We start from the raw sequence: 19,365 nt of genomic DNA on the forward strand, positions 1-19,365 counted from the left end.
CAAAGGTTTGCGCTGACGCGGCAAGCGGACCATAGGTCCGCTGAGAGCGGGGGAGGGCCGGGGTGGGGGCCGGCAGCTTACCCCCGCGCCCGCAGGTACGGCGTCATGCGCCATTCCGCGTAGCGGATCAGGCGCGAGGCGAGGAAGTTCAGCAGCAGGTAGATGCTGCCGGCCACGATGAACACCTCGAACACCGCGAAGCTCTGCGCGATGATCTTGCGGGCGATGCCGGTGATCTCCAACAGCGTGATGGTGCTGGCGAGCGAGCTGGCCTTGACCATCAGGATCACCTCGTTGCCGTAGGCCGGCAGCATCTGGCGGATCGCCACCGGCATCACGATTCGCCGGAACAGCAGCGTGCGCGACATGCCACAGGCCCGCGCCGCCTCGATCTGGCCCTGCGGCACCGACAGGATGGCGCCGCGCAGGATCTCGCTGGTGTAGGCGCCGGTGTTCAGCGTCAGCGCCAGGATCGCGCACCAGAAGGGCTCACGCAGATAGATCCAGAGGAAACTGCTGCGCACCAGCTCGAACTGGCCCATGCCGTAATAGATCAGGAAGATCTGCACGAGCAGCGGCGTGCCGCGGAACACGAAGACGTAGGCAGCCATCAGCCGCTCGGTGACGCGGTTGCCGTACAGCCGCAGCAGCGCCACCGCGAAGGCCACCGCCGCGCCGAACAGCAGCGCCAGCCCGACCAGCTCCAGGGTCACCGGAACGCCGCGCAGGAGGGTGGGCACGCTGTCCCACATCAGTTCCCAGTTCATGGGTCAGGCCCTCCGCACGCCGCGATTGGCGTAGCGTTCCGCCCGCTCGAACGCCACCGTCGAGACGGTGGTGAGCAGGAGGTAGAGCACCGCCGCGGTGGTGTAGAACAGGAACGGCTGGCGGGTCGACCCCGCCGCCACATGCGACACGCGCATGATCTCGGCCAGCGCCGTCACGGAGATCAGCGCGGTGTCCTTCAGGGTGAGCTGCCAGACGTTTCCCAGCCCCGGCAGGGCGTAGCGCAGGGTCTGCGGCACCAGGATGCGGCGCAGGATCAGCCAGCGCGACATGCCGCAGGCGCGCGCCGCCTCGATCTGGCCGTGGGGCACCGCCTGGACCGCGCCGCGGATCACCTCCGTCGAATAGGCGCCGGAGATCAGCCCGACCGCCAGCACGCCAATGGAGAAGGCGTTCAGTTCGATGTAGCCGTCGTAGCCGAAGACCCGGCCAACGGCCATGACCATGCCGCTGCCGCCGAAGAACAGCAGGTAGATGACCAGCAGTTCGGGGACGCCGCGGACGACGGTGGTGTAGAGCTCCGCCACGCCGGTGAGGGCGAGGTTGCGGCTGAGCTTTGCCGACGCGCCGAGCGACCCGAAGACGAGGCCGAAGGCGAAGGCCGACACCGACACGGCGACCGTCATCGCGGCCCCGCCGAGAAGCTGGCCGCCCCACCCGTTCGGGCCGAAGGAGAGAAGTTCGAACATGCGCTCCGAAATGGGCTCCGAAATGGGCTCCGAACCGGGTTCCCCTCTCCACCCGACGGAGGAGAGGGGGACATCCCTTCACATGATGACCGGTTACTTGATCGAGATGTCGTAGCCGAAGTGCTGGGTGCTCAGCTTCGTGATGGTGCCGTCCTGGTTGGCCTCGGCGATGGCCTTGTTGAACAGCTCCTTCAGGTCGCCGTCGGCCTTGCGCAGGCCGACGCCCACGCCCTTGCCCAGCACGCCGCGCGCGAAGGCCGGACCGAACAGGGTCATGCCGTTGCCGGCGTCCGCCTTGAGGATGGCGTCCACCGCCGACCGGTCGCCGAAGATGGCGTCGACGCGGCCGGCGGCCATGTCGATGCCGGCGTTGTCCAGCTTGTCGTAGGTGCGGACCGCCACCTGCGGCAGAAGCTTCTCCATGAAGTTCGCCTGGATGGTCGAGGTCTGCACGCCGACCGTCTTGCCCTTCAGCGCGTCGGCCAGGGCGGCGATGGCGGCCTTCGGGTCGTCCTTGGACAGGTCATAGCGCTCGCCGGGGAAGGTCGCCTTGGCGAGCGGCGAATTCTTCATGGTGCCGAACATCGACGGCTCAGTGCCGTAGGGGCCGGCGAAGGCAATGACCTTCTCACGCTCGTCGGTGATCGACATCGCCGCCATGATGGCGTCGTACTTGCCCTGCTGGATGGCCGGGATCATGCCGTCCCAATCCTGGGCGACGATCTCGCACTCGGCCTTGATCCGCTTGCAGAGTTCCATGGCGAGGTCCGGCTCGAAGCCGACCAGCTTGCCCGACGGGTCCGTCGCGTTCCAGGGGGCGTAGGCGCCCTCGGTGGCGATGCGGATCTTCTTCCAGTCCTTGGCTTCGGCGGCGGTGCCGGCGACCGCCACAATGGCGCCGAGCGCCAGCGCCGCAACGATCTTCTTCACGGGAAAACCTCCTCTGTTCTGATGCCCTTATGGATGGCTCTTATGCTCGGGCAGGCTCTGAGGTTTACGGTTTTACAGCGCCAGTCAAGGGAATTGAGCGGGCCGTCCTCGCGCGATCGATTCAGCCGCCGCCGGACAGGTGGCGCGACAGGAACTGTCGCACGCGGTCCGATTCCGGATTGACCAGAACCCGGTCGGGCGGCCCCCGCTCCTCGATCCGGCCCTGGTGGAGGAACACCACCTCCGACGCGACCTCGCGGGCGAAGCCCATCTCGTGCGTCACGAGAATCATGGTGTTGCCCTCCTCGGCGAGCTGCCGGATGACCAGCAGCACCTCGCCCACCAGCTCGGGGTCGAGCGCGGAGGTCGGCTCGTCGAACAGCATCACCTTGGGCTGCATGGCCAGCGCGCGGGCGATGGCGGCGCGCTGCTGCTGCCCGCCGGAGAGCTGCACCGGGTAGGACTCGGCCTTGGCCAGGATGCCCACCTTGTCCAGCAGCTTGCGGGCGCGGTCCACCGCCTCCGCCTTCGGGACGCCCAGCACATGGACCGGCGCCTCGATGACGTTCTCCAGGATGGTCATGTGGGTCCAGAGGTTGAAGCTCTGGAACACCATGCCGAGCCGGGTGCGGATGCGGTCCACCTGCCGGGAATCGGCGGGGACGGTCTGGCCGCCGCGCGCCTTCTTCAGGCCGATGGCCTCGCCGCCGATGACGATCCGCCCCTCGTCCGGCACCTCCAGCATGTTGATGCAGCGCAGAAGCGTGCTCTTGCCGGAGCCGGAGGAGCCGATCAGCGTGATGACGTCGCCTTCGCGCGCGGTCAGGGAGACGCCCTTCAGCACCTCCAGCGGGCCGAAGCGCTTGTGGACATTCTCGACGAGGACGGCTTCGGGGGCGTGGGGATTCGTGGGCGGGTGTCGGTGCATGCGGGGCTTGTCGGCGGGGAGCGGTCTGGACCGGCCAACCATGGACGGTGCCGCTAGGCTAGACCGCCGGACAAACTCCCGCAACGCGGATTTTGCAGGCCTCGGGGCAACCGCGCGACGGGGTAAGCTGATGTGTTTTTCACCACAGCATCAGCACCAGAAGCTGCGGCGCCAGGATGCGCAGGCACATGGCCAGCGGGTAGACGGTGGCGTAGGCCAGCGCCGGCGCCTCCGATGCGACGACCGCGTTGGCGTAGGCGAGGCCCGGCGGGTTGGTCTGCGCCCCGGCCAAAACGCCGCAGATGCTGAGGAAGTTCAGCTTCATCACGCCGCGCGCCAGCAGCCCGGTCAGCAGCAGCGGCACCAGCGTGACCAGGACGCCCCAGGCCATCCAGGGCAGCCCGGCGCCGCTCGCCATCGTCTCGACGAAGCGGTCGCCCGACGCGATGCCCAGAACGGCGAGGAACAGGACGATGCCGATCTCGCGCAGGGCGAGGTTGGCGGCGGGCGGCATGAACCAGACCAGCGGCCCGATGTGGCCGATGCGCGCCAGGACGATGGCGGCGATCAGCGGCCCGCCGGCCATGCCCAGCCGCAGCGGCGCCGGCATGCCCGGCAGGAACAGCGGGATGGCCCCCAGCAGCGCCCCCAGCGTGATGCCGACGAAGACCGGGATCATCTCCACCGTCTGCAGCCGCCGTTCGGAGTTGCCGATGATGCAGGCGGCCGCCTTGAGGTCGTCGGGCTTGCCGATCACCGTCAGGATGTCGCCGAACTGCAGCTTCAGCGCGGCGTTGGGCACCAGCTCCACACCGGCGCGGTTGACGCGGCTGACCACCACGTCGCAGGCCCCCTTCAGGTTCAGCGCGGCGATGGACCTGCCCAGCACCGGGTTGGCGGTGACGACGATGCGCTCCCACCGCAGGTCGCTGCCCTTGGTGGTCAGCCGGACGTCGGCCTCGCGCCCCATCAGCAGGCGGACCTGCTCCAGCTTCGGGCGCGGGCCGACCACGTGCAGCACGTCGCCCTCCTCCAGCCGGGTGTCCTCGCCGGGCACGCGGAGCTGGCCGCCGCGCAGCAGCCGCGACGCGCAGACTCCCAGGCTCGGCAGCAGGGTCAGGTCGCCCAGCCGCACCCCGCGCAGGGCCGGGTTGGTGACGGCGATGTCCATGGTGTCGAGCGCCGCGACCTCGGCCCGGCGGGCGGCCTCGAAGGCCCTGGCCTCCTCCTGCGGGTCGATGCGGAAGACGATCCGCACCACCGCCATGGCCAGCAGGTTGCCGGCGATGCCGAAGGGATAGGTGACGGCGAAGGCCAGACCGGGCAGGGCCATCACCGCGGCGCTGGCCCCGACCTCCTTCAGCACCTGCTGCGAGGCGGCCAGCGCCGGGGCGTTGGTCACCCCGCCCGCGAAGACGCCGAGGCCGGAGCCCAGCGGCACGAGGTCGAACAGCACCAGGATCGCGGTCAGCAGGATGCTCGACCCGACCATCAGCAGCGCCAGACCGTTCAGCGCCAGCCCGGACTTCTTCAGCGCCGCGAAGAAGCCGGGGCCGACCTGGATGCCGATGGTGTAGACGAACAGGATCAGGCCGAAGTCGCGGATGAACTCCATCATCTCGGCGTTGAGCGTCACCCCCGCCTGCTTGGCGAAGTGGCCGACCGCGATGCCTGCGAACAGCACGCCGCCGATGCCCAGCCCGACCCCGCGCAGCCGTATGTGCCCGAGCGCCAGCCCCAGGGCCGAGGTGACGCCCAGCATGAACACCACGCGCGCGATCGGCGGCATGGCCAGAAAGAGATCGATGAGCGCGTGCATGGCCGCGTCTCCTCACGCGAGGACAGACCGCCCTCCTACCAGAGGAACAGGACGATCAACTGCGGCGCAAGGATACGCAGAAACATAACCATAGGGTAAACAGTGGCATAGGCGAGGGCGGGAGCCTCCGATGCGCTCATTGCGTTTGCAAATGCGAGCGCGGGCGGGTCCGTCATGCTGCCGGACAGCAGCCCGCAGATCGTCAGGTAGTTCTGCCGGGCGAAGGCCCGCGCGATGAAGCCGACGACGAGCAGCGGGATCAGCGTCACCAGCACGCCGCAGCCGATCCACAGCAGCCCGTCGCCGTGCACCAGCGTCTCCACGAAGCGGTCGCCGGACATCAGCCCGACCACCGCCAGGAACAGGACGATGCCGATCTCGCGCAGCGCCATGTTGGCGGCCGGCGGCATGAACCAGACCAGCGGCCCGATGTGGCCGATGCGCGCCAGCAGGATCGCCGCCACCAGCGGCCCGCCGGCCAGACCCAGCTTCAGCGGCGCCGGCATCCCCGGAATGTAGAAGGGGATGGAGCCGAGCAGCACGCCCAGCAGGATGCCGATGAAGACCGGCACGAACTCCACCTGCTGGAGCCGCCGCGCCGAGTTGCCCATCAGCGCCGCCACCCGCTGGAGGTCCGACGGCTTGCCGATGGCGGTCAGGATGTCGCCGAACTGGAGGTGCAGCGCCGGGCTGGGCACCAGTTCCACGCCGGCGCGGTTGACCCGGCTGACCACCACGTCGTAGGCGTCGGCGAGGTCGAGCTGGCCGATGGCCTTGCCCAGCACATGCTCGTTGGTGACGACCAGCCGGTCCCAGCGCATGGCGGTGCCCTTGGTGGTCAGGGTGATCTCCGCGGCCTCGCCGAGCAGGCGCTTCGTCGCCTCCAGCTTGACCCGCGGCCCGACCAGATGCACGACGTCGCCGGTGCGCAGGCAGGTGTCCGGGTGCGGCACCTGGAGCCGCCCCTCGCGCAGCAGGCGGGACACCATCACCCCCTGGTCGCCGAACAGCTCCATGTCGCGCAGCGGCAGGCCCATCGCCGACCGGTTGCGCACGGCGACGTCCAGCGTCTCCAGCGTCTCCACCTGGGCGCGGCGCTTGCGTTCGAAGGCTTCGGCCTCCGCCACCGGGTCGATGCGGAAGACGACGCGGATCAGCCCCATGGTGATGAGGATGCCGACGATGCCGAAGGGATAGGCGACGGCGTAGCCGAGGCTCGGCGTGTTGATCTCCGCCGCCGAGGCCCCGACCTCGCGCAGCATCTCCTGTGCCGCACCCAGCGACGGCGTGTTGGTCACGGCGCCGGAGAAGATGCCCAGCACCGCCGGCAGCGGCACCTCGCCGATCTCGTGGATCGCCACCGCCACCAGCACCCCCAGCCCGACCAGCGAGGCGGCCAGCAGGTTCAGCGTCAGGCCCGACTTCTTCAGGGCGGCGAAGAAGCCGGGGCCGACCTGCACGCCGATGGTGTAGACGAACAGGATCAGCCCGAATTCCCGCATGAAATGCAGGACGTGATGGTCGAAGGTCAGGCCCAGCGCCTTGGCGACGTGCCCCGCGGCGATGCCGGCGAACAGCACCCCGCCGATGCCCAAGCCCACGCCGCGCACTTTGATCTGCCCCAGCGCCAGCCCCGACGCGGCCACCACGCTGAGCATCAGCATGATGCGGGCGATGTCGGGAAGGCCGTTGAACAGGTCGATCAGCACGGTCATGGAAGGCACCCGGTCCGGTTGAGCATTGAGGGAGCAAAGGCGCCTATGAATGCCCGCTCCGCTTCGCCTCGGCAATGCCCTGGAATGGAAAGGGACATTCGTCGGATCAAAATTTCGCCACTTTCTGGCCCTAAACCGGAGGAAGCCTTACGGCGTCAAGTGGCTGGCCGGACCCGTGAACCCCTGCGGCCCGGCCCCTAAGCGACGATCAGGGCTCCGGTTTTCCGGCGCCCCCAGCCAGGCCCCGGCTGGATCGGCGGCCATCGCAAGAACCCCCTTGCGATGGCCGTTTCTTTTTGGGGCCGTTTCTTTTTGGCACCCGGACGGGCTGTGCTATAGCTCCCCCCGCCCCGTCCACCGCAAGAGCCCGCCCGCCGCCATGCCCGTTTTCGCCGGTTCCGCGCTGACCTGCCTCCGTGGCGACCGGCTGGTCTTCACCGGGTTGGACTTCCGGATCGCGCCGGGGGAGGCGCTGTTCCTGCTCGGCCCCAACGGCAGCGGCAAGTCCAGCCTGCTGCGCGTCATGGCGGGACTGCTCAAGCCGATCCGCGGCCGGCTCTCCTGGGACGATGTGGCGGTCTCCGACGACCCCGACGGCCACCGCGGCCGCATCCATTACGTCGGCCATCTCGACGCGGTGAAGCCGGTGCTGAGCGCGGTGGAGAACCTGTCCTTCTGGGCCACGCTGGGCGGTGCCGCCGACCCGCGGGGCAACGCGCTGAAGGCGCTGGACCGGCTGGGCGTGCCGCACATCGCCAACGTGCCGGGGCGCTACCTGTCGGCGGGGCAGAAGCGACGCCTGAACCTCGCCCGCATCATCGCCGCCCCCGCCGCCCTGTGGCTGCTGGACGAGCCGACCGTGGCGCTCGACCGCGCGGCCATCGCCCTGTTCGAGGGGATCATCGCGGAGCATCGGGCCGCTGGTGGCATGGTCGCCGTCTCCACCCATGTGGACATCGCCATGCCCGGCGCCCGTAACCTGCATCTCGACGACTTCACCCCCGTCCCCCACGACGAGGGCGACGACGTTTTGGAAGAGGAGGACGCGGCGTGACCCGCTTCCTGCGCCTGATCGGGCGCGACCTGCGGCTGGCGCTGCGCCAGGGGTCGGACGCCAGCATCGCCGTGATGTTCTTCGTTCTGTGCGTGGTGCTGTTCCCCTTCGGTGTGGGGCCGGAGCCGAACATCCTCGCCCGCATTGCCGCCGGGGTGATCTGGGTGGCGGCCCTGCTCGCCTCGTTGCTGTCGCTGGAGCGGCTGTTTCAGAACGACTACGAGGACGGCTCGCTGGAGCTGCTGTCGCTGTCCACCCTGCCGATGGAGGCGGTGGTGCTGGCCAAGACGCTGGCCCACTGGCTGGTGACCGGCCTTCCGCTGATCGCCGCCGCCCCGCTGCTGGCGCTGCTGCTGAACATGGACGCGGAGGGGTTCGGGGTGCTGGTGCTGACCCTGCTGGTCGGCACGCCGATCCTCAGCCTGATCGGCAGCATCGGCGCCGCGCTGACGCTGGGCGCCCGGCGCGGCGGCGTGCTGCTGTCGCTGCTGATCCTGCCGCTCTACATCCCCGTGCTGATCTTCGGCGCCGGGGCCATCGACGCCGCACTGAACGGCCTGACCCCGCGCCCGCATCTGCTGCTTCTGGGCGGCCTCCTGGCCGGCGCCTTGCCGCTCGCCCCCTGGGCCAGCGCCGCCGCCCTGCGTCAGGCGGTGGAGTAGGACCGGGATTCTCGACGGACAACGGAATCTTCACGAATTTGGACACGGATTTTTCCATGCGTGCCCGGCGAAAGGCCGCTCGAACGGCGAGCGCTGGGCAAGTTCAAAGAAAATCCGCGTCATCCGTGCTTGAATCCGGGAAATCCGTGTAAACCCCGTTGTCATCCAAGAATCCCGCCCCTCACACCGGGCCCCGGACTTTTTTGCCCATCCCACACCAACGTAGCATGGAAAGGCCGCGTCAACCCGTCGTACCGTCAGTGCGACAGGCCGCCGCACCGTCCTGAAAACACCACGGTGTGCGGCCATGTTTCCTGACCAAGATCAAGGCGAAACCCCTCGCGCTGGGGCATCACTGAGCTTATATCGTCCGCAGCACGACCAGAGGCCCATAGGTCCTATGCATCGATTTGCAAATCCTGCCCGCTTCCAGCGCCTTTCGGCGGCGATCCTGCCCTGGACGGCGGGGGCGACCGTGATCCTGCTGATCGTCGGGCTCTACATCTCGCTGATCGGGTCGCCGCGCGACTATCAGCAGGGCGACACCGTGCGGATCATGTACATCCATGTCCCCGCCGCCTGGATGAGCCTGTTCGTCTACGTCAACATGGCCATCGCCGCCGCCTGCGGTCTGGTGTGGAAGCATCCGCTGGCCGACCTGTTCGCCAAGGCCGCCGCCCCGGTCGGCGCCGGCTTCACTCTCATCTGCCTCGTCACCGGCTCGCTGTGGGGCGCGCCGATGTGGGGGACGTGGTGGGTGTGGGACGCGCGGCTGACCAGCGTGCTGATCCTGTTCTTCCTCTATCTGGGATACATGGCGCTGGTGAACGCCTTCGACGACCCGCAGCGCGGGACGCGGGCGGGCAACGTGCTGCTTCTCGTCGGCATCGTGAACGTGCCGATCATCAAATTCTCGGTGGACTGGTGGAACACCCTGCACCAGCCGGCCAGCGTCATCCGCATGGGCGGACCGACCATCGACGGGTCCATGCTGGTCCCGCTGCTGGTCATGGCGCTGGGCTTCACCGCCTATTTCATCACGGTGGTCCTGCTGCGCCTGCGGGCGGAGATCGTGCAACGCAAGATCCAGACGATGCGCCTGACCGAGGCGCAGGGCTGAGGCACGGGAACAGGCTGGGCCGGAGGCAAGGATGACAGAGTTTTTCGCGATGGGCGGCTACGCCGCGTATGTCTGGTCGTCCTACGCGCTGGCGGCGCTGGTGATGGTCGGCCTTCTGGCCGCCACGCTGAAGGCGCTGCGCAGCGCCGAGACGACCCTGAAGGCGCTGGAAGGCAGCCGCCCGCCGCGGCGGCGCCGGGCGCGCAACGGAGCCGCGGCGTCGCCCGCGGCGGAGGTTGGTGAAGGATGACCCGCAAGAAACGGCGCCTCTACATGCTGGGCCTCGCCCTGCTGGGCCTTGGCGCGGCCACCGCCCTGACGCTGACGGCGTTCGAGGACAACATCGTCTTCTTCTTCAGCCCGACGCAGTTGCAGACCCAGGACATCGGCGACCGCAACTTCCGCCTGGGCGGTCTGGTCGAGGAAGGCAGCGTGAGCAAGATGCCCGACGGGGTGACGACGCGGTTCCGCGTCACCGACACCGTGCACACCGTCGCCGTCAGCTACCGCGGCCAGCTTCCCGACCTGTTCCGCGAGGGCCAGGGCGTCATCACGGAAGGCCGCATGATCAACGGCGTCTTCCAGGCGCGCGAGGTGCTGGCCAAGCATGACGAGAACTACATGCCCCCGGAAGTCGCCGACGCGCTGAAGGAAGCGGAGCACTTCAAGGCGAATTCGAAGGAGCAGAAGCCCAGCTCGTGACGCTGACGGCTTCCTGACCCCTCTTCATCATTCCGTTTCAAGGGAGCATCGGGCCCGTGATTCCCGAACTCGGCCATTACGCGCTGGTGCTGGCGCTGTTCGTGGCGCTGGTGCAGTCCGGCGTCCCCCTGGTGGGTGCTGCCACCGGCAACGCCGCCTGGATGGGCGTCGCCCGCCCCGCCGCCATCGCGCAGTTGCTGCTGGTGCTGGTCGCCTACGGCGCCCTGACCTGGGCGCATGTGGTGTCGGACTTCAGCGTGTCGAACGTGGTCCAGAACAGCCACTCGATGAAGCCGATGCTCTACAAGGTGTCGGGCGTGTGGGGGAACCACGAAGGCTCGATGATGCTGTGGGTCGTCATGCTGACCGCGTTCGGCGCGGCGGTCGGGATCTTCGGGCGCAACCTGCCACCCTCGCTGAAAGCCCGCGTCATCTCCGTCCAGGGGATGATCGGCGTCGGCTTCCTGCTGTTCATCCTGATCACCTCCAACCCCTTCATCCGCGTGGTTCCGGCGCCGCTCGACGGCAACGACCTGAACCCGCTGCTCCAGGACCCCGGCCTCGCCTTCCACCCGCCCTTCCTCTACGCGGGCTATGTCGGCTTCTCCATCGCCTTCTCCTTCGCGGTCGCCGCCCTGATTGAGGGCCGCGTGGACCCGGCCTGGGCGCGCTGGGTGCGGCCCTGGACGCTGGCCGCCTGGTCGACCCTGACCGCCGGCATCGCGCTCGGCTCCTGGTGGGCCTATTACGAGCTGGGCTGGGGCGGCTGGTGGTACTGGGACCCGGTCGAGAACGCCTCCTTCATGCCCTGGCTGGCCGGCACCGCGCTGCTGCACTCCGCCATCGTGGTGGAGAAGCGCGACGCGCTGAAGACCTGGACCATCCTGCTGGCGATCATCACCTTCTCACTGTCACTGATGGGCACCTTCCTGGTGCGGTCGGGCATCCTGACCTCGGTCCACGCCTTCGCGGTGGACCCGGCGCGCGGCGTCTTCATCCTGGTCCTGCTGGCCATCGCCACCGGCGGCTCGCTGCTGCTCTACTCCGTGCGGGCGCCCAGCCTGAAGACCGGCGGCCTGTTCGCTCCGGTCAGCCGCGAAGGCTCGCTGGTGCTGAACAACCTGCTGCTGTCCACCGCGACGGCGACGGTCTTCATCGGCACGCTCTACCCGCTGTTCCTGGATGTTCTGGAGCTGGGCAAGGTGTCGGTCGGCCCGCCCTTCTTCAACGCCACCTTCATCCCGGTCGCCATCCCGATGGTGATCGCCATGGTGGTCGGCCCCTTCCTGGCCTGGAAGCGCGCCGACCTGCTGGGCGCCCTGACCCGGCTGTGGACGGCGGGCGTGGCGACCGTGGCCTGCGTCGCCATCGCCGCCTACGTCACCAACGGCGGCGGGCCACTGCTGGCGCTGGTCGGGGTCGGGCTGGCCGCCTGGGCCTTCTTCGGCTCGCTGGCCGAGTTCGCCGAGCGCATCCGTCTGTTCCGCATCCCGGTGAAGGACAGCTGGAACCGCGCGGTCAACCTGCCGCGCAGCGCCTGGGGCATGACCATCGCCCACGCCTCCATGGGCATCGCCATCGCCGGCATGACCGGCACCTCGGCGTGGCAGAGCGAGACCATCCAGGCGATGAAGCCGGGCGACAACGCCACGGTCGGCGCCTACGCCGTGCATTTCGACCGCGTCGGCGCGGTGCAGGGGCCGAACTACAGCGCCGAGCAGGGCGTCTTCACCGTCACCCGCGACGGCAGGCACATCGCCACCCTGGCGCCGCAGCGCCGCAGCTACCCGGTCACCCGCATGACGACGACCGAGGCGGCGATCCACACCACCTGGCTGTCCGACGTCTACGTCGCGCTGGGCGACCCGACGCAGAACGGCACGGCCTGGACCGTGCGGCTGTACCATCACCCGCTGGTGCCGTGGATCTGGATCGGCTCGCTGGGGATGATGCTGGGCGGGCTGGTCAGCCTGTCCGACCGCCGCTTCCGCGTCGGCGCCCCGGAGCGCCGCCGCGCCGCCAAGGGCAGCCTTCAGCCCGCCGAGTAAGGACAAGCCCACGATGCGCCGCCTGATCTACCTGTTGCCGCTGCTGCTGTTCGTCGGTGTCGGCGTGGCCTTCCTGCGCGGGTTCGACCGCGACCCGCGCGACATCCCCTCCGCCCTGATCGACAAGCCGGCGCCGGAATTCTCCCTGCCGCCGCTGCCGGGCCACAAGGAAGGGCTGTCCAACGCGACGCTGAAGGGCGACGTCACGTTGGTGAACGTCTTCGCCTCCTGGTGCATCCCCTGCAAGGCCGAGCATCCGATCATCACCCGGCTGGCCCGCGAGCAGGGCGTGACGGTGCGCGGCATCAACCACAAGGACAAGGCGGAGGACGCCATCGCCTGGCTCAACCGCAACGGCGACCCCTACGCCAGCATCGGCGTCGACTTGGACGGCCGCGTGTCCATCGACTGGGGCGTCTACGGCGTGCCGGAGACCTTCCTGCTCGACCGCCAGGGCCGCATCCGCTTCAAGCATGTCGGCCCCCTGACCCCGCAGGTGGTCGAGGAGCAGATCCTGCCCATGGTCAAGCATCTGCGGAGCGCGTCGTGAGAGCCCTTCTTTCCACGACCTTGATGGCCGTCCTGCTGGCGTTGACCCCGGTCACCGCCTCCGCCGTCCAACCCGACGAGGTGCTGAAGGACCCGGCGCTGGAGGGCCGCGCGCGGGAGATCAGCAAGGATCTGCGCTGCCTCGTCTGCCAGAACCAGTCGATCGACGATTCCAACGCGCCGCTCGCCCGCGATCTGCGCGTGCTGGTCCGCGAGCGGCTGACCGCCGGCGACAGCAACCAGCAGGTGCTGAGCTTCGTCACCGACCGCTACGGCGACTATGTGCTGCTGCGCCCGCCCTTCAAGGCGACGACGCTGTTCCTGTGGATCGGCCCCTTCGTGATCCTGGCCATCGGCGGCGTCGTGACGGCCCTGTACCTGCGCGGGCGGAAAGGGGCTGCCGCCGATGGCCCGATGACCGCGGGCGGCGACACCGCCCCGCTGACCGAGGACGAGCGGCGGCGCCTGGACGCCCTGCTCCGCAAGGACAAAGCCTGATGCTGTTCTGGATCGTCGCCGCCGCCCTGACGGCGGCCGTGGTGCTGCTGATCGTGCCGCCGCTGCTGAGGAAGCCCGAGGGAGCCGCCGAGGAGCGCGCCGCCTACGACCTGGAGGTCTACCGTGACCAGCTGGGCGAGCTGGAGCGCGACCAGGGCCGCGGCCTGATCAGCGAGGCGCAGGCCGCCGCCGCACGCGCCGAGATCGGCCGCCGCATGCTGGCCATCGCCGACCGCGGCAAGGGCGGTGCAAAGGCCGGCGCGAAGGGCAAAGTCCCCGCCGCCCGTGCCCCGCGCAGCGCGATGGCGCTGGCCGCCCTGCTGGCCGTCCTGCTGCCGCTCGGCACGCTGGCCGTCTATGGCAAGCTGGGCCGTCCGGAGCTGCCGGCCCAGCCGCTGGCCTCGCGCAATCTGGACCATGAGCGCGGCGGGCCGCCGAAGAACGTGCTGGCGGCGATGGACAAGCTGAAGGCCCAGCTCGCCGAGACCCCCGACGACCCGCAGGGCTGGGCCATCCTCGGCCAGGCCTACGCCAAGATGGGCCGCCTGCCCGAGGCCGCCGACGCGCTGGGCAAGGCGGTGGCCCTGGCCGGCGACGATCTGGAGCTTCTCGGCAGCTACGGCGAGGTCCTGATCTCGGCCAACGGCGGCACCGTGCCGGACGAGGCCCGCAAGACCTTCGACCGCGTGCTGGCGAAGGACCCGACGGAGCCGCGCGCCCGCTTCTACGCCGCGCTGGCCCGCTTCCAGGCCGGCGACACCAAGGACGCGCTGGAACGCTGGAGTGCCCTGCTCGCCGAGTCCCACGCCGACGCCCCCTGGGTGCCGGTCGTCCGGACGCAGATCGCGGAGGCCGCCAAGGCGCTGAACCTCGATCCGGCCAAGGTGACGCCGGAGCCCCTGCCCGCCCAGCAACAGCCGCCGGTCGCCCAAAACCAGGGCCAGAATCAGGGTCAGGGCCAAGCGCAGGGCCAGACCGAGGGCGAGGATCAGCAGCAGATGATCCGCGGCATGGTCGATGGGCTGGCCGCCCGGCTGGAGGCCAACCCGGACGATGTGGACGGCTGGCTGCGGCTGTCGCGCTCCTACGGCGTGATGGGCGAGTCGGCGAAGGCCATCGACGCCGCCCGCAAGGCGCGGGAACAGGCGCCCAAGCGGCCCGATGTGCTGATCGCCTACGCCTCCGCCCTGCTGTCGGCGGAGCCGCGGAGCAGCAAACCCGGCCCGATGCCGGAGGAGGCCGTCGCCGCGCTCCGTCAGGCGCTGGCGGCCGAACCCGACAACCGCGACGCGCTCTGGCTGCTCGGCCTGAACGCCGCCGGCGTCGGTCAGACCGCGGAGGCCACCGATCTGTGGACCCGCCTGCTGGCCCAGTTCAAGCCGGAGGAGCCGGAATACACGCTGATTCGCGCCCGCCTCGATTCGCTGAAGGCCGGCGGCTGATCCTCTCCCGAATGTCCCTTGCACCCTGGCCGGTCCGAAGAGCAGGATAGCGATGCACGCTGGGGTGGCGTTTCCGGCAATGGAGCGCCACCCGCAGGCCGATCCGCCAGGGACGCGACCGATTGCCCACCCACGCGCTCACCGCCAAAGGTCCCGCCACCGGCCCCGGCATGGCGGGAAAACCGCTGGAGGCGGCCTTCTGGATGCTGGGAGCCGCCCTGTTCATCGCCATCGGCAACGCGATGATCCGCCATGTCAGCGGCGAGCTTCATCCCTTCGAGATCGTCTTCTTCCGCAACCTGTTCAGCCTGATGTTCATGCTGCCTTGGATCGCGGCGGTGGGGCTGGGGCGGCTGCGCACCGGCCGGGCGGGGCTTTACGCCTCGCGCTCGGCGACCAGCCTGGTGGCGATGCTGTGCTGGTTCTACAGCGTCACCCACATGCCGCTGCCGGACGCCACCGCACTCAGCTTCACCATTCCCCTGTTCGTCACCGCCGGAGCCGCGCTGTTCCTGAACGAGACGGTGCGGGCGCGGCGCTGGGCCGCCGTCCTGGTCGGGCTGGCCGGGGTGATGATCGTCATCCGCCCCGACGACGCCACCCTGGACCCGACGATCCTGGTCATGCTCCTGCATTGCGTCGCCGCCGCCATAACCACGCTCCAGGTGCGGGCGCTGGCGACCTCCGACGGGGTGATGGTGGTGGTCGCCTACATGGGGCTGTTCCTGACCCCGATGGCGCTGGTGCCGGCCCTCTTCGTGTGGGAATGGCCGAGCTGGACGGCGCTCGGCTGGCTCGTCCTGCTGGGCGGCGTGCTGACGCTGGGGCAACTGGCGATGACCCGCGCCTTCAAGCTGGCACCGGCCTCGGCGATGATGCCCTACGACTACGCCCGCCTGCCCTTCACCGCTCTGCTCGCTTGGCCGCTGTTCGGCGAGGCCATGGACCTGTGGGGCTGGGTCGGCGCCGGGGTGATCGCCTCCGCCGCCCTCTACACCGCCCACCGCGACGCGGCGCAATCGCGGGCCGAACGGGGCTCTGCCAAGGCGTGAGCCGTCAGCCGCCAGCCGCGGTCTTCATTTCCGGAGGCTTCATCTGTTGCTCCTTGCGCAGGGCGGCGCGGGCGCGGTCCTCATGCTGGGGCTTCAGATTGGTCCGCACCGCATGGACGGCGGTGGCCAGCACCGCCGCGTCGTCGACGAAGCCGACCGCGATCAGCCAGTCCGGGATGGAATCCGCGGGCAGCACGAAATAGGCCAGCGCCGCCATCAGGATCGCCTTCGCCTTGAAGGGCGTCTGCGGGTCGGTCGCGCAGAAGAAGGCGGCCAGCGCCTGCTCCAGGAAGGGAATGCGGTGCAGGTTGGCGCGCAGCGTGTTCCAGAAGCGGCGGCGGACGTAGCGCTCGTTCCGCTCCACGCGGACGGGATCGATGACGGTCGGCAAAGCGGCGGCGGCTTCGGTGGTTCCGTCGGTGGCAGTCTGCATGGCTTTCCCTGGGCTCCCCCCGCACCGGCCGCCCTTCCCGGTGGACCGGGCGGGGCGGCCTGTTGCACAGTTGCGTAGAGTGACAACAGCGCAGACGCGCCAACGGTCCCGCCAAGGGTTCGACTACGGCCAAAGGGTCAAAAGGAGGAAACCGCCATGCCGATGAAGAAGGGCTACAAGGAGTTGCTGGCCGAAGCGAACGCCCGCATCCAGGCGATCACGCCGCAGGAGGCGTTGTCCCTGCACGGCGACCCCGACGTGGTCTTCGTCGACATCCGCGACCCGCGCGAGCTGACGCGCGACGGCATGATCCCCGGCGCCTTCCCGGCCACCCGCGGCATGCTGGAATTCTGGGTGGACCCGGACAGCCCCTATCACAAGCCGGTCTTCGCGTCGGGCAAGCGCTTCGTCTTCTACTGCGCCAGCGGTTGGCGCTCGGCGCTCGCCACCGACACCGTGCAGTCGATGGGGCTGGAGAACGTCTGCCACCTCGAAGGCGGCTTCAAGGGCTGGAAGGAGGCCGGACTGCCCGTCGCCACGGTCGAACGCAAGGAGAGCTGAGATGGAACAGCGAGTCAGCCTGATCACGCTGGGCGTCGCCGACCTCGCGCGCAGCCGCCGCTTCTACGAGGAGGGGCTGGGCTGGACCCCCTCCCCCGTCAGCCAGGACGCCATCACCTTCTACCAGCTGGGCGGCGTCGCGCTCGCCCTCTTCGGGCGGGAGGCGCTGGCCGAGGACGCACATCTGGCGGAATCGGGCCCGACCTCGGGCTTCGGCGGCATCACGCTGGCCCACAACCTGCGCAGCAAGGCGGAGGTGGACGCGGTGATGGCCCAGGCCGAGCGGGCCGGCGGACGCATCCTGAAGCCGGCGCAGGACGTCTTCTGGGGCGGCTACAGCGGCTATTTCGCCGATCCGGACGGCCACCCCTGGGAGGTCGCCTGGAACCCCTTCGCCGCGCTGGGCGAGGACGGGAGCTTCCGGCTGGAGGGGTGAGGAAGAGATCCCTCCTGCAATCTCTGCTCGAACAGACGCGGGAGGCGTCTGGCGCTGATCAGAGCAAGACACCGTCATGACCGTCATGGCGGTGTCGCTTGTTGATGAAAGTTGTAACTTTCAGGCGAAATATATATTCGCCAAAATGTAGCTTAATATTAATATGTTTCGCCCACGATGCAATGACCTGCAACGTCAACGCATCGTGGAATGAGCCGATGTCTACGGTCAAAGCACGCCTTTTGGTTGCCCTCTCTGTTCTGTGCTTCTTTCTTTTCGCGATTGCGGCCACCGGCTGGCTGGCCCTGGGGCAGGCGCATCGGGGCATGGAAACGGTGTTCAAGGACCGCGTCGTCCCGTTGCGCGACTTGAAGGTCGTTTCCGACATGTTCGCCGTCAACATCGTCGATGCCACGCACAAGGTGCGCGGGGGCGCCGAGACGTGGGAGAACGGTCTCAAGTCCATCGATGCCGCGCTCGGCGAAATCGCGACGCGCTGGTCGGCCTTCACGGCCACCTCGATGAACGCCCGCGAAAAGGAGTTGGCGAACGAGGCCGAGCGCCACATGGGCAAGGCGCGCGACGCCGCGACGACCGCCCGCAGGCTCATGCAGGCCAAAGATCAGGCCGCGCTGGACACCTTCGCGGTGTCAACGCTCTATCCCAGCATCGACCCGGTGGCGGCGGCCGTCGGAAAGCTGGTCGACCTGCAGTTGAAGGAAGCCGAGGCCGAATATGGGCGGACCAACGCCGCTTACGACGCCTCCCGCTGGATTTTGGGGATCGCGGTGCTGTTCGGCGTGATCGCCGCGGCCTTTGCCGTGACGACGACGCTGTTCCGCGTGGTCGGCCCGCTGCGCGCCATGGCCGAACTCATGCAGCGCCTCGCCAAGGGCGATCTCGGCATCACCGTCGACGGCACGGACCGGAAGGACGAGGTCGGCACGCTTGCCCGCTCGCTGGCGGTGTTCAAGGACTCCGCCGTCGCGAACCGCCGGATGGAGGAGGAGCAGCGCCAGGAGCAGGCTCGCAAGGAAGCCCGGCAAACGCTCGTGGAGACATACATCGTCGGCTTCGACAACACGGTGCACGCGACGCTGAAGATGCTGGCCTCCGCCGCCACCGAGATGCGCGCCACCGCGGAGTCCATGTCGTCCACCGCGGAGGAAACCAGCCGACAGGCGTCGACGGTAGCCGCCGCGTCGGAGCAGGCGACCACCAACGTCCAGGCGGTTGCCGGAGCCACCGAGGAACTGTCCGCGTCCATCACCGAGATCGGGCGGCACGTCGCGACCTCCACCACCATCGCCGGCAACGCCGTGGAGGAGGCGGCCCGCACCGACCAGACGGTCCAGGGCCTGGCGGAGGCCGGTCAGAAGATCGGCGAGGTCGTCGGGCTCATCAAGGCCATCGCCGACCAGACCAACCTGCTGGCGCTCAACGCCACCATCGAAGCCGCCCGCGCCGGGGAGGCCGGAAAGGGCTTCGCCGTGGTGGCTTCGGAGGTGAAGTCGCTGGCCAACCAGACGGCCAAGGCGACCGAGGAGATCGCCACCCAGATCCAGACCATACAGGGGGTGACCACCGAAACCGTCCGCGCCATCAAGACCATCGGCGGGACAATCGGCGAGCTCAACGGCATCGCCACCACCATTGCCGCCGCCGTCGAGGAGCAGGGGGCCGCCACGGGAGAGATCGCCCGCAACGTCCAGCAGGCCGCCCATGGCACGACGGAGGTGTCGGGCAGCATCGTCCAGGTCCATCAGGCCGCGGTGGAAACCGGGTCGGCCGCTTCCCAGGTGCTGTCGTCGGCCGAGGAACTCAGCCGGCAGGCGGAAACGCTTCGCCTGGAGGTCGAGCGCTTCCTCGTCAACATCCGGGCGGCGTAAGCGGACGCGCCGCACCACGCAGCCTTTGCCCGAAACGAAACGAGGGGGCCGA

General features: G+C 69.0%; 20 protein-coding genes. 13 read left to right on the plus strand and 7 right to left on the minus strand.

What is annotated here, in order from left to right:
- Positions 1-77: 77 nt before the first annotated feature.
- From JJL56_RS07420 to JJL56_RS07445, 6 genes are all read right to left on the minus strand, one after another.
- Entirely contained in the window at positions 78-767 is a 690-nt protein-coding gene (locus JJL56_RS07420) for an ABC transporter permease (protein ID WP_145622996.1), read from the minus strand.
- Positions 768-770: 3 nt separating this feature from the next.
- Positions 771-1,475: an ABC transporter permease gene (locus tag JJL56_RS07425; protein WP_145622997.1), complete on the minus strand. Its 705-nt coding sequence runs from the start codon at positions 1,473-1,475 to the stop codon at positions 771-773.
- A 93-nt stretch (positions 1,476-1,568) separates the two neighbouring features.
- Entirely contained in the window at positions 1,569-2,405 is an 837-nt protein-coding gene (locus JJL56_RS07430) for a transporter substrate-binding domain-containing protein (protein ID WP_145622998.1), read from the minus strand.
- 121 nt (positions 2,406-2,526) lie between these two features.
- Complete coding sequence (locus JJL56_RS07435; RefSeq protein WP_145622999.1) at positions 2,527-3,333, minus strand: ABC transporter ATP-binding protein; 807 nt, start codon at positions 3,331-3,333, stop codon at positions 2,527-2,529.
- A 139-nt stretch (positions 3,334-3,472) separates the two neighbouring features.
- Positions 3,473-5,152 (minus strand): putative transporter, encoded by a 1,680-nt coding sequence (locus tag JJL56_RS07440; protein WP_200484786.1) that lies wholly within the window; start codon positions 5,150-5,152, stop codon positions 3,473-3,475.
- Positions 5,153-5,187: 35 nt separating this feature from the next.
- Positions 5,188-6,867 (minus strand): putative transporter, encoded by a 1,680-nt coding sequence (locus tag JJL56_RS07445; RefSeq protein ID WP_145623001.1) that lies wholly within the window; start codon positions 6,865-6,867, stop codon positions 5,188-5,190.
- Positions 6,868-7,246: 379 nt separating this feature from the next.
- Here JJL56_RS07445 and ccmA point away from each other — a divergent pair, with 379 nt between their 5' ends.
- The 10 genes from ccmA (at position 7,247) to JJL56_RS07495 (ending at position 15,994) form a co-directional block, all read left to right on the plus strand.
- Positions 7,247-7,921 carry a heme ABC exporter ATP-binding protein CcmA gene (gene ccmA / locus JJL56_RS07450; protein WP_200484788.1) on the plus strand — a complete coding sequence of 225 codons (675 nt, stop codon included), beginning with the start codon at positions 7,247-7,249 and terminating at the stop codon, positions 7,919-7,921.
- Positions 7,918-8,583, plus strand: coding sequence for a heme exporter protein CcmB (gene ccmB / locus JJL56_RS07455; protein WP_014238686.1), 666 nt, complete (start codon positions 7,918-7,920; stop codon positions 8,581-8,583). Before ccmA ends, ccmB begins: the two co-directional genes overlap by 4 nt.
- Before the next feature lie 400 nt (positions 8,584-8,983).
- Positions 8,984-9,703 (plus strand): heme ABC transporter permease, encoded by a 720-nt coding sequence (locus JJL56_RS07460; RefSeq protein WP_094301558.1) that lies wholly within the window; start codon positions 8,984-8,986, stop codon positions 9,701-9,703.
- Positions 9,704-9,734: 31 nt separating this feature from the next.
- Positions 9,735-9,953: a heme exporter protein CcmD gene (ccmD, locus tag JJL56_RS07465; RefSeq protein ID WP_145623003.1), complete on the plus strand. Its 219-nt coding sequence runs from the start codon at positions 9,735-9,737 to the stop codon at positions 9,951-9,953.
- On the plus strand, positions 9,950-10,405 hold the full coding sequence (gene ccmE / locus JJL56_RS07470) for a cytochrome c maturation protein CcmE (protein WP_145623004.1): 456 nt from the start codon (positions 9,950-9,952) through the stop codon (positions 10,403-10,405). Before ccmD ends, ccmE begins: the two co-directional genes overlap by 4 nt.
- Positions 10,406-10,461: 56 nt before the next feature.
- Positions 10,462-12,453 (plus strand): heme lyase CcmF/NrfE family subunit, encoded by a 1,992-nt coding sequence (locus tag JJL56_RS07475; RefSeq protein ID WP_145623005.1) that lies wholly within the window; start codon positions 10,462-10,464, stop codon positions 12,451-12,453.
- A 13-nt stretch (positions 12,454-12,466) separates the two neighbouring features.
- Positions 12,467-13,003, plus strand: a complete 537-nt coding sequence (locus JJL56_RS07480) for a DsbE family thiol:disulfide interchange protein (RefSeq protein ID WP_014238694.1) — start codon at positions 12,467-12,469, stop codon at positions 13,001-13,003.
- Positions 13,004-13,026: 23 nt separating this feature from the next.
- On the plus strand, positions 13,027-13,500 hold the full coding sequence (locus JJL56_RS07485; protein ID WP_145623344.1) for a cytochrome c-type biogenesis protein: 474 nt from the start codon (positions 13,027-13,029) through the stop codon (positions 13,498-13,500).
- Positions 13,500-14,942: a c-type cytochrome biogenesis protein CcmI gene (gene ccmI / locus JJL56_RS07490; protein ID WP_145623006.1), complete on the plus strand. Its 1,443-nt coding sequence runs from the start codon at positions 13,500-13,502 to the stop codon at positions 14,940-14,942. The genes JJL56_RS07485 and ccmI overlap by 1 nt, the downstream gene beginning before the upstream one ends.
- Positions 14,943-15,064: 122 nt before the next feature.
- Positions 15,065-15,994, plus strand: coding sequence for a DMT family transporter (locus JJL56_RS07495; RefSeq protein ID WP_145623007.1), 930 nt, complete (start codon positions 15,065-15,067; stop codon positions 15,992-15,994).
- Positions 15,995-15,998: 4 nt separating this feature from the next.
- Here JJL56_RS07495 and JJL56_RS07500 read toward each other — a convergent pair whose 3' ends face one another.
- The gene (locus JJL56_RS07500) at positions 15,999-16,427 is read right to left on the minus strand and encodes a YkvA family protein (RefSeq protein WP_145623008.1); all 429 of its coding nucleotides are present in this window, start codon (positions 16,425-16,427) and stop codon (positions 15,999-16,001) included.
- Positions 16,428-16,583: 156 nt separating this feature from the next.
- On the opposite strand from JJL56_RS07500, the gene JJL56_RS07505 reads away from it, so the two are divergent.
- The 3 genes from JJL56_RS07505 to JJL56_RS07515 all read left to right on the plus strand — a co-directional run bounded on the left by JJL56_RS07505 (position 16,584) and on the right by JJL56_RS07515 (position 19,313).
- Positions 16,584-16,988 (plus strand): rhodanese-like domain-containing protein, encoded by a 405-nt coding sequence (locus JJL56_RS07505; protein ID WP_200484789.1) that lies wholly within the window; start codon positions 16,584-16,586, stop codon positions 16,986-16,988.
- A gap of 1 nt (position 16,989) precedes the next feature.
- Positions 16,990-17,424 (plus strand): VOC family protein, encoded by a 435-nt coding sequence (locus JJL56_RS07510; protein WP_109071831.1) that lies wholly within the window; start codon positions 16,990-16,992, stop codon positions 17,422-17,424.
- A gap of 218 nt (positions 17,425-17,642) precedes the next feature.
- Positions 17,643-19,313 carry a methyl-accepting chemotaxis protein gene (locus JJL56_RS07515; RefSeq protein ID WP_200484791.1) on the plus strand — a complete coding sequence of 557 codons (1,671 nt, stop codon included), beginning with the start codon at positions 17,643-17,645 and terminating at the stop codon, positions 19,311-19,313.
- Positions 19,314-19,365: the final 52 nt, after the last annotated feature.

This window comes from Azospirillum aestuarii, assembly GCF_016632405.1.
Taxonomy (GTDB): domain Bacteria; phylum Pseudomonadota; class Alphaproteobacteria; order Azospirillales; family Azospirillaceae; genus Azospirillum; species Azospirillum aestuarii.

What these genes read in the sequence shown, in the direction of transcription:
- JJL56_RS07425 (WP_145622997.1), bottom strand. Translation starts at nt 1,475, where the DNA reads ATGTTCGAACTTCTCTCCTTCGGCCCGAACGGGTGGGGCGGCCAGCTT.
- JJL56_RS07480 (WP_014238694.1), top strand. Translation starts at nt 12,467, where the DNA reads ATGCGCCGCCTGATCTACCTGTTGCCGCTGCTGCTGTTCGTCGGTGTC.
- JJL56_RS07445 (WP_145623001.1), bottom strand. Translation starts at nt 6,867, where the DNA reads ATGACCGTGCTGATCGACCTGTTCAACGGCCTTCCCGACATCGCCCGC.
- JJL56_RS07510 (WP_109071831.1), top strand. Translation starts at nt 16,990, where the DNA reads ATGGAACAGCGAGTCAGCCTGATCACGCTGGGCGTCGCCGACCTCGCG.
- JJL56_RS07435 (WP_145622999.1), bottom strand. Translation starts at nt 3,333, where the DNA reads ATGCACCGACACCCGCCCACGAATCCCCACGCCCCCGAAGCCGTCCTC.
- JJL56_RS07505 (WP_200484789.1), top strand. Translation starts at nt 16,584, where the DNA reads ATGCCGATGAAGAAGGGCTACAAGGAGTTGCTGGCCGAAGCGAACGCC.
- ccmD (WP_145623003.1), top strand. Translation starts at nt 9,735, where the DNA reads ATGACAGAGTTTTTCGCGATGGGCGGCTACGCCGCGTATGTCTGGTCG.
- JJL56_RS07440 (WP_200484786.1), bottom strand. Translation starts at nt 5,152, where the DNA reads ATGCACGCGCTCATCGATCTCTTTCTGGCCATGCCGCCGATCGCGCGC.
- JJL56_RS07515 (WP_200484791.1), top strand. Translation starts at nt 17,643, where the DNA reads ATGTCTACGGTCAAAGCACGCCTTTTGGTTGCCCTCTCTGTTCTGTGC.
- JJL56_RS07420 (WP_145622996.1), bottom strand. Translation starts at nt 767, where the DNA reads ATGAACTGGGAACTGATGTGGGACAGCGTGCCCACCCTCCTGCGCGGC.
- ccmI (WP_145623006.1), top strand. Translation starts at nt 13,500, where the DNA reads ATGCTGTTCTGGATCGTCGCCGCCGCCCTGACGGCGGCCGTGGTGCTG.
- JJL56_RS07485 (WP_145623344.1), top strand. Translation starts at nt 13,027, where the DNA reads ATGGCCGTCCTGCTGGCGTTGACCCCGGTCACCGCCTCCGCCGTCCAA.
- ccmA (WP_200484788.1), top strand. Translation starts at nt 7,247, where the DNA reads ATGCCCGTTTTCGCCGGTTCCGCGCTGACCTGCCTCCGTGGCGACCGG.
- JJL56_RS07500 (WP_145623008.1), bottom strand. Translation starts at nt 16,427, where the DNA reads ATGCAGACTGCCACCGACGGAACCACCGAAGCCGCCGCCGCTTTGCCG.
- ccmE (WP_145623004.1), top strand. Translation starts at nt 9,950, where the DNA reads ATGACCCGCAAGAAACGGCGCCTCTACATGCTGGGCCTCGCCCTGCTG.
- JJL56_RS07460 (WP_094301558.1), top strand. Translation starts at nt 8,984, where the DNA reads ATGCATCGATTTGCAAATCCTGCCCGCTTCCAGCGCCTTTCGGCGGCG.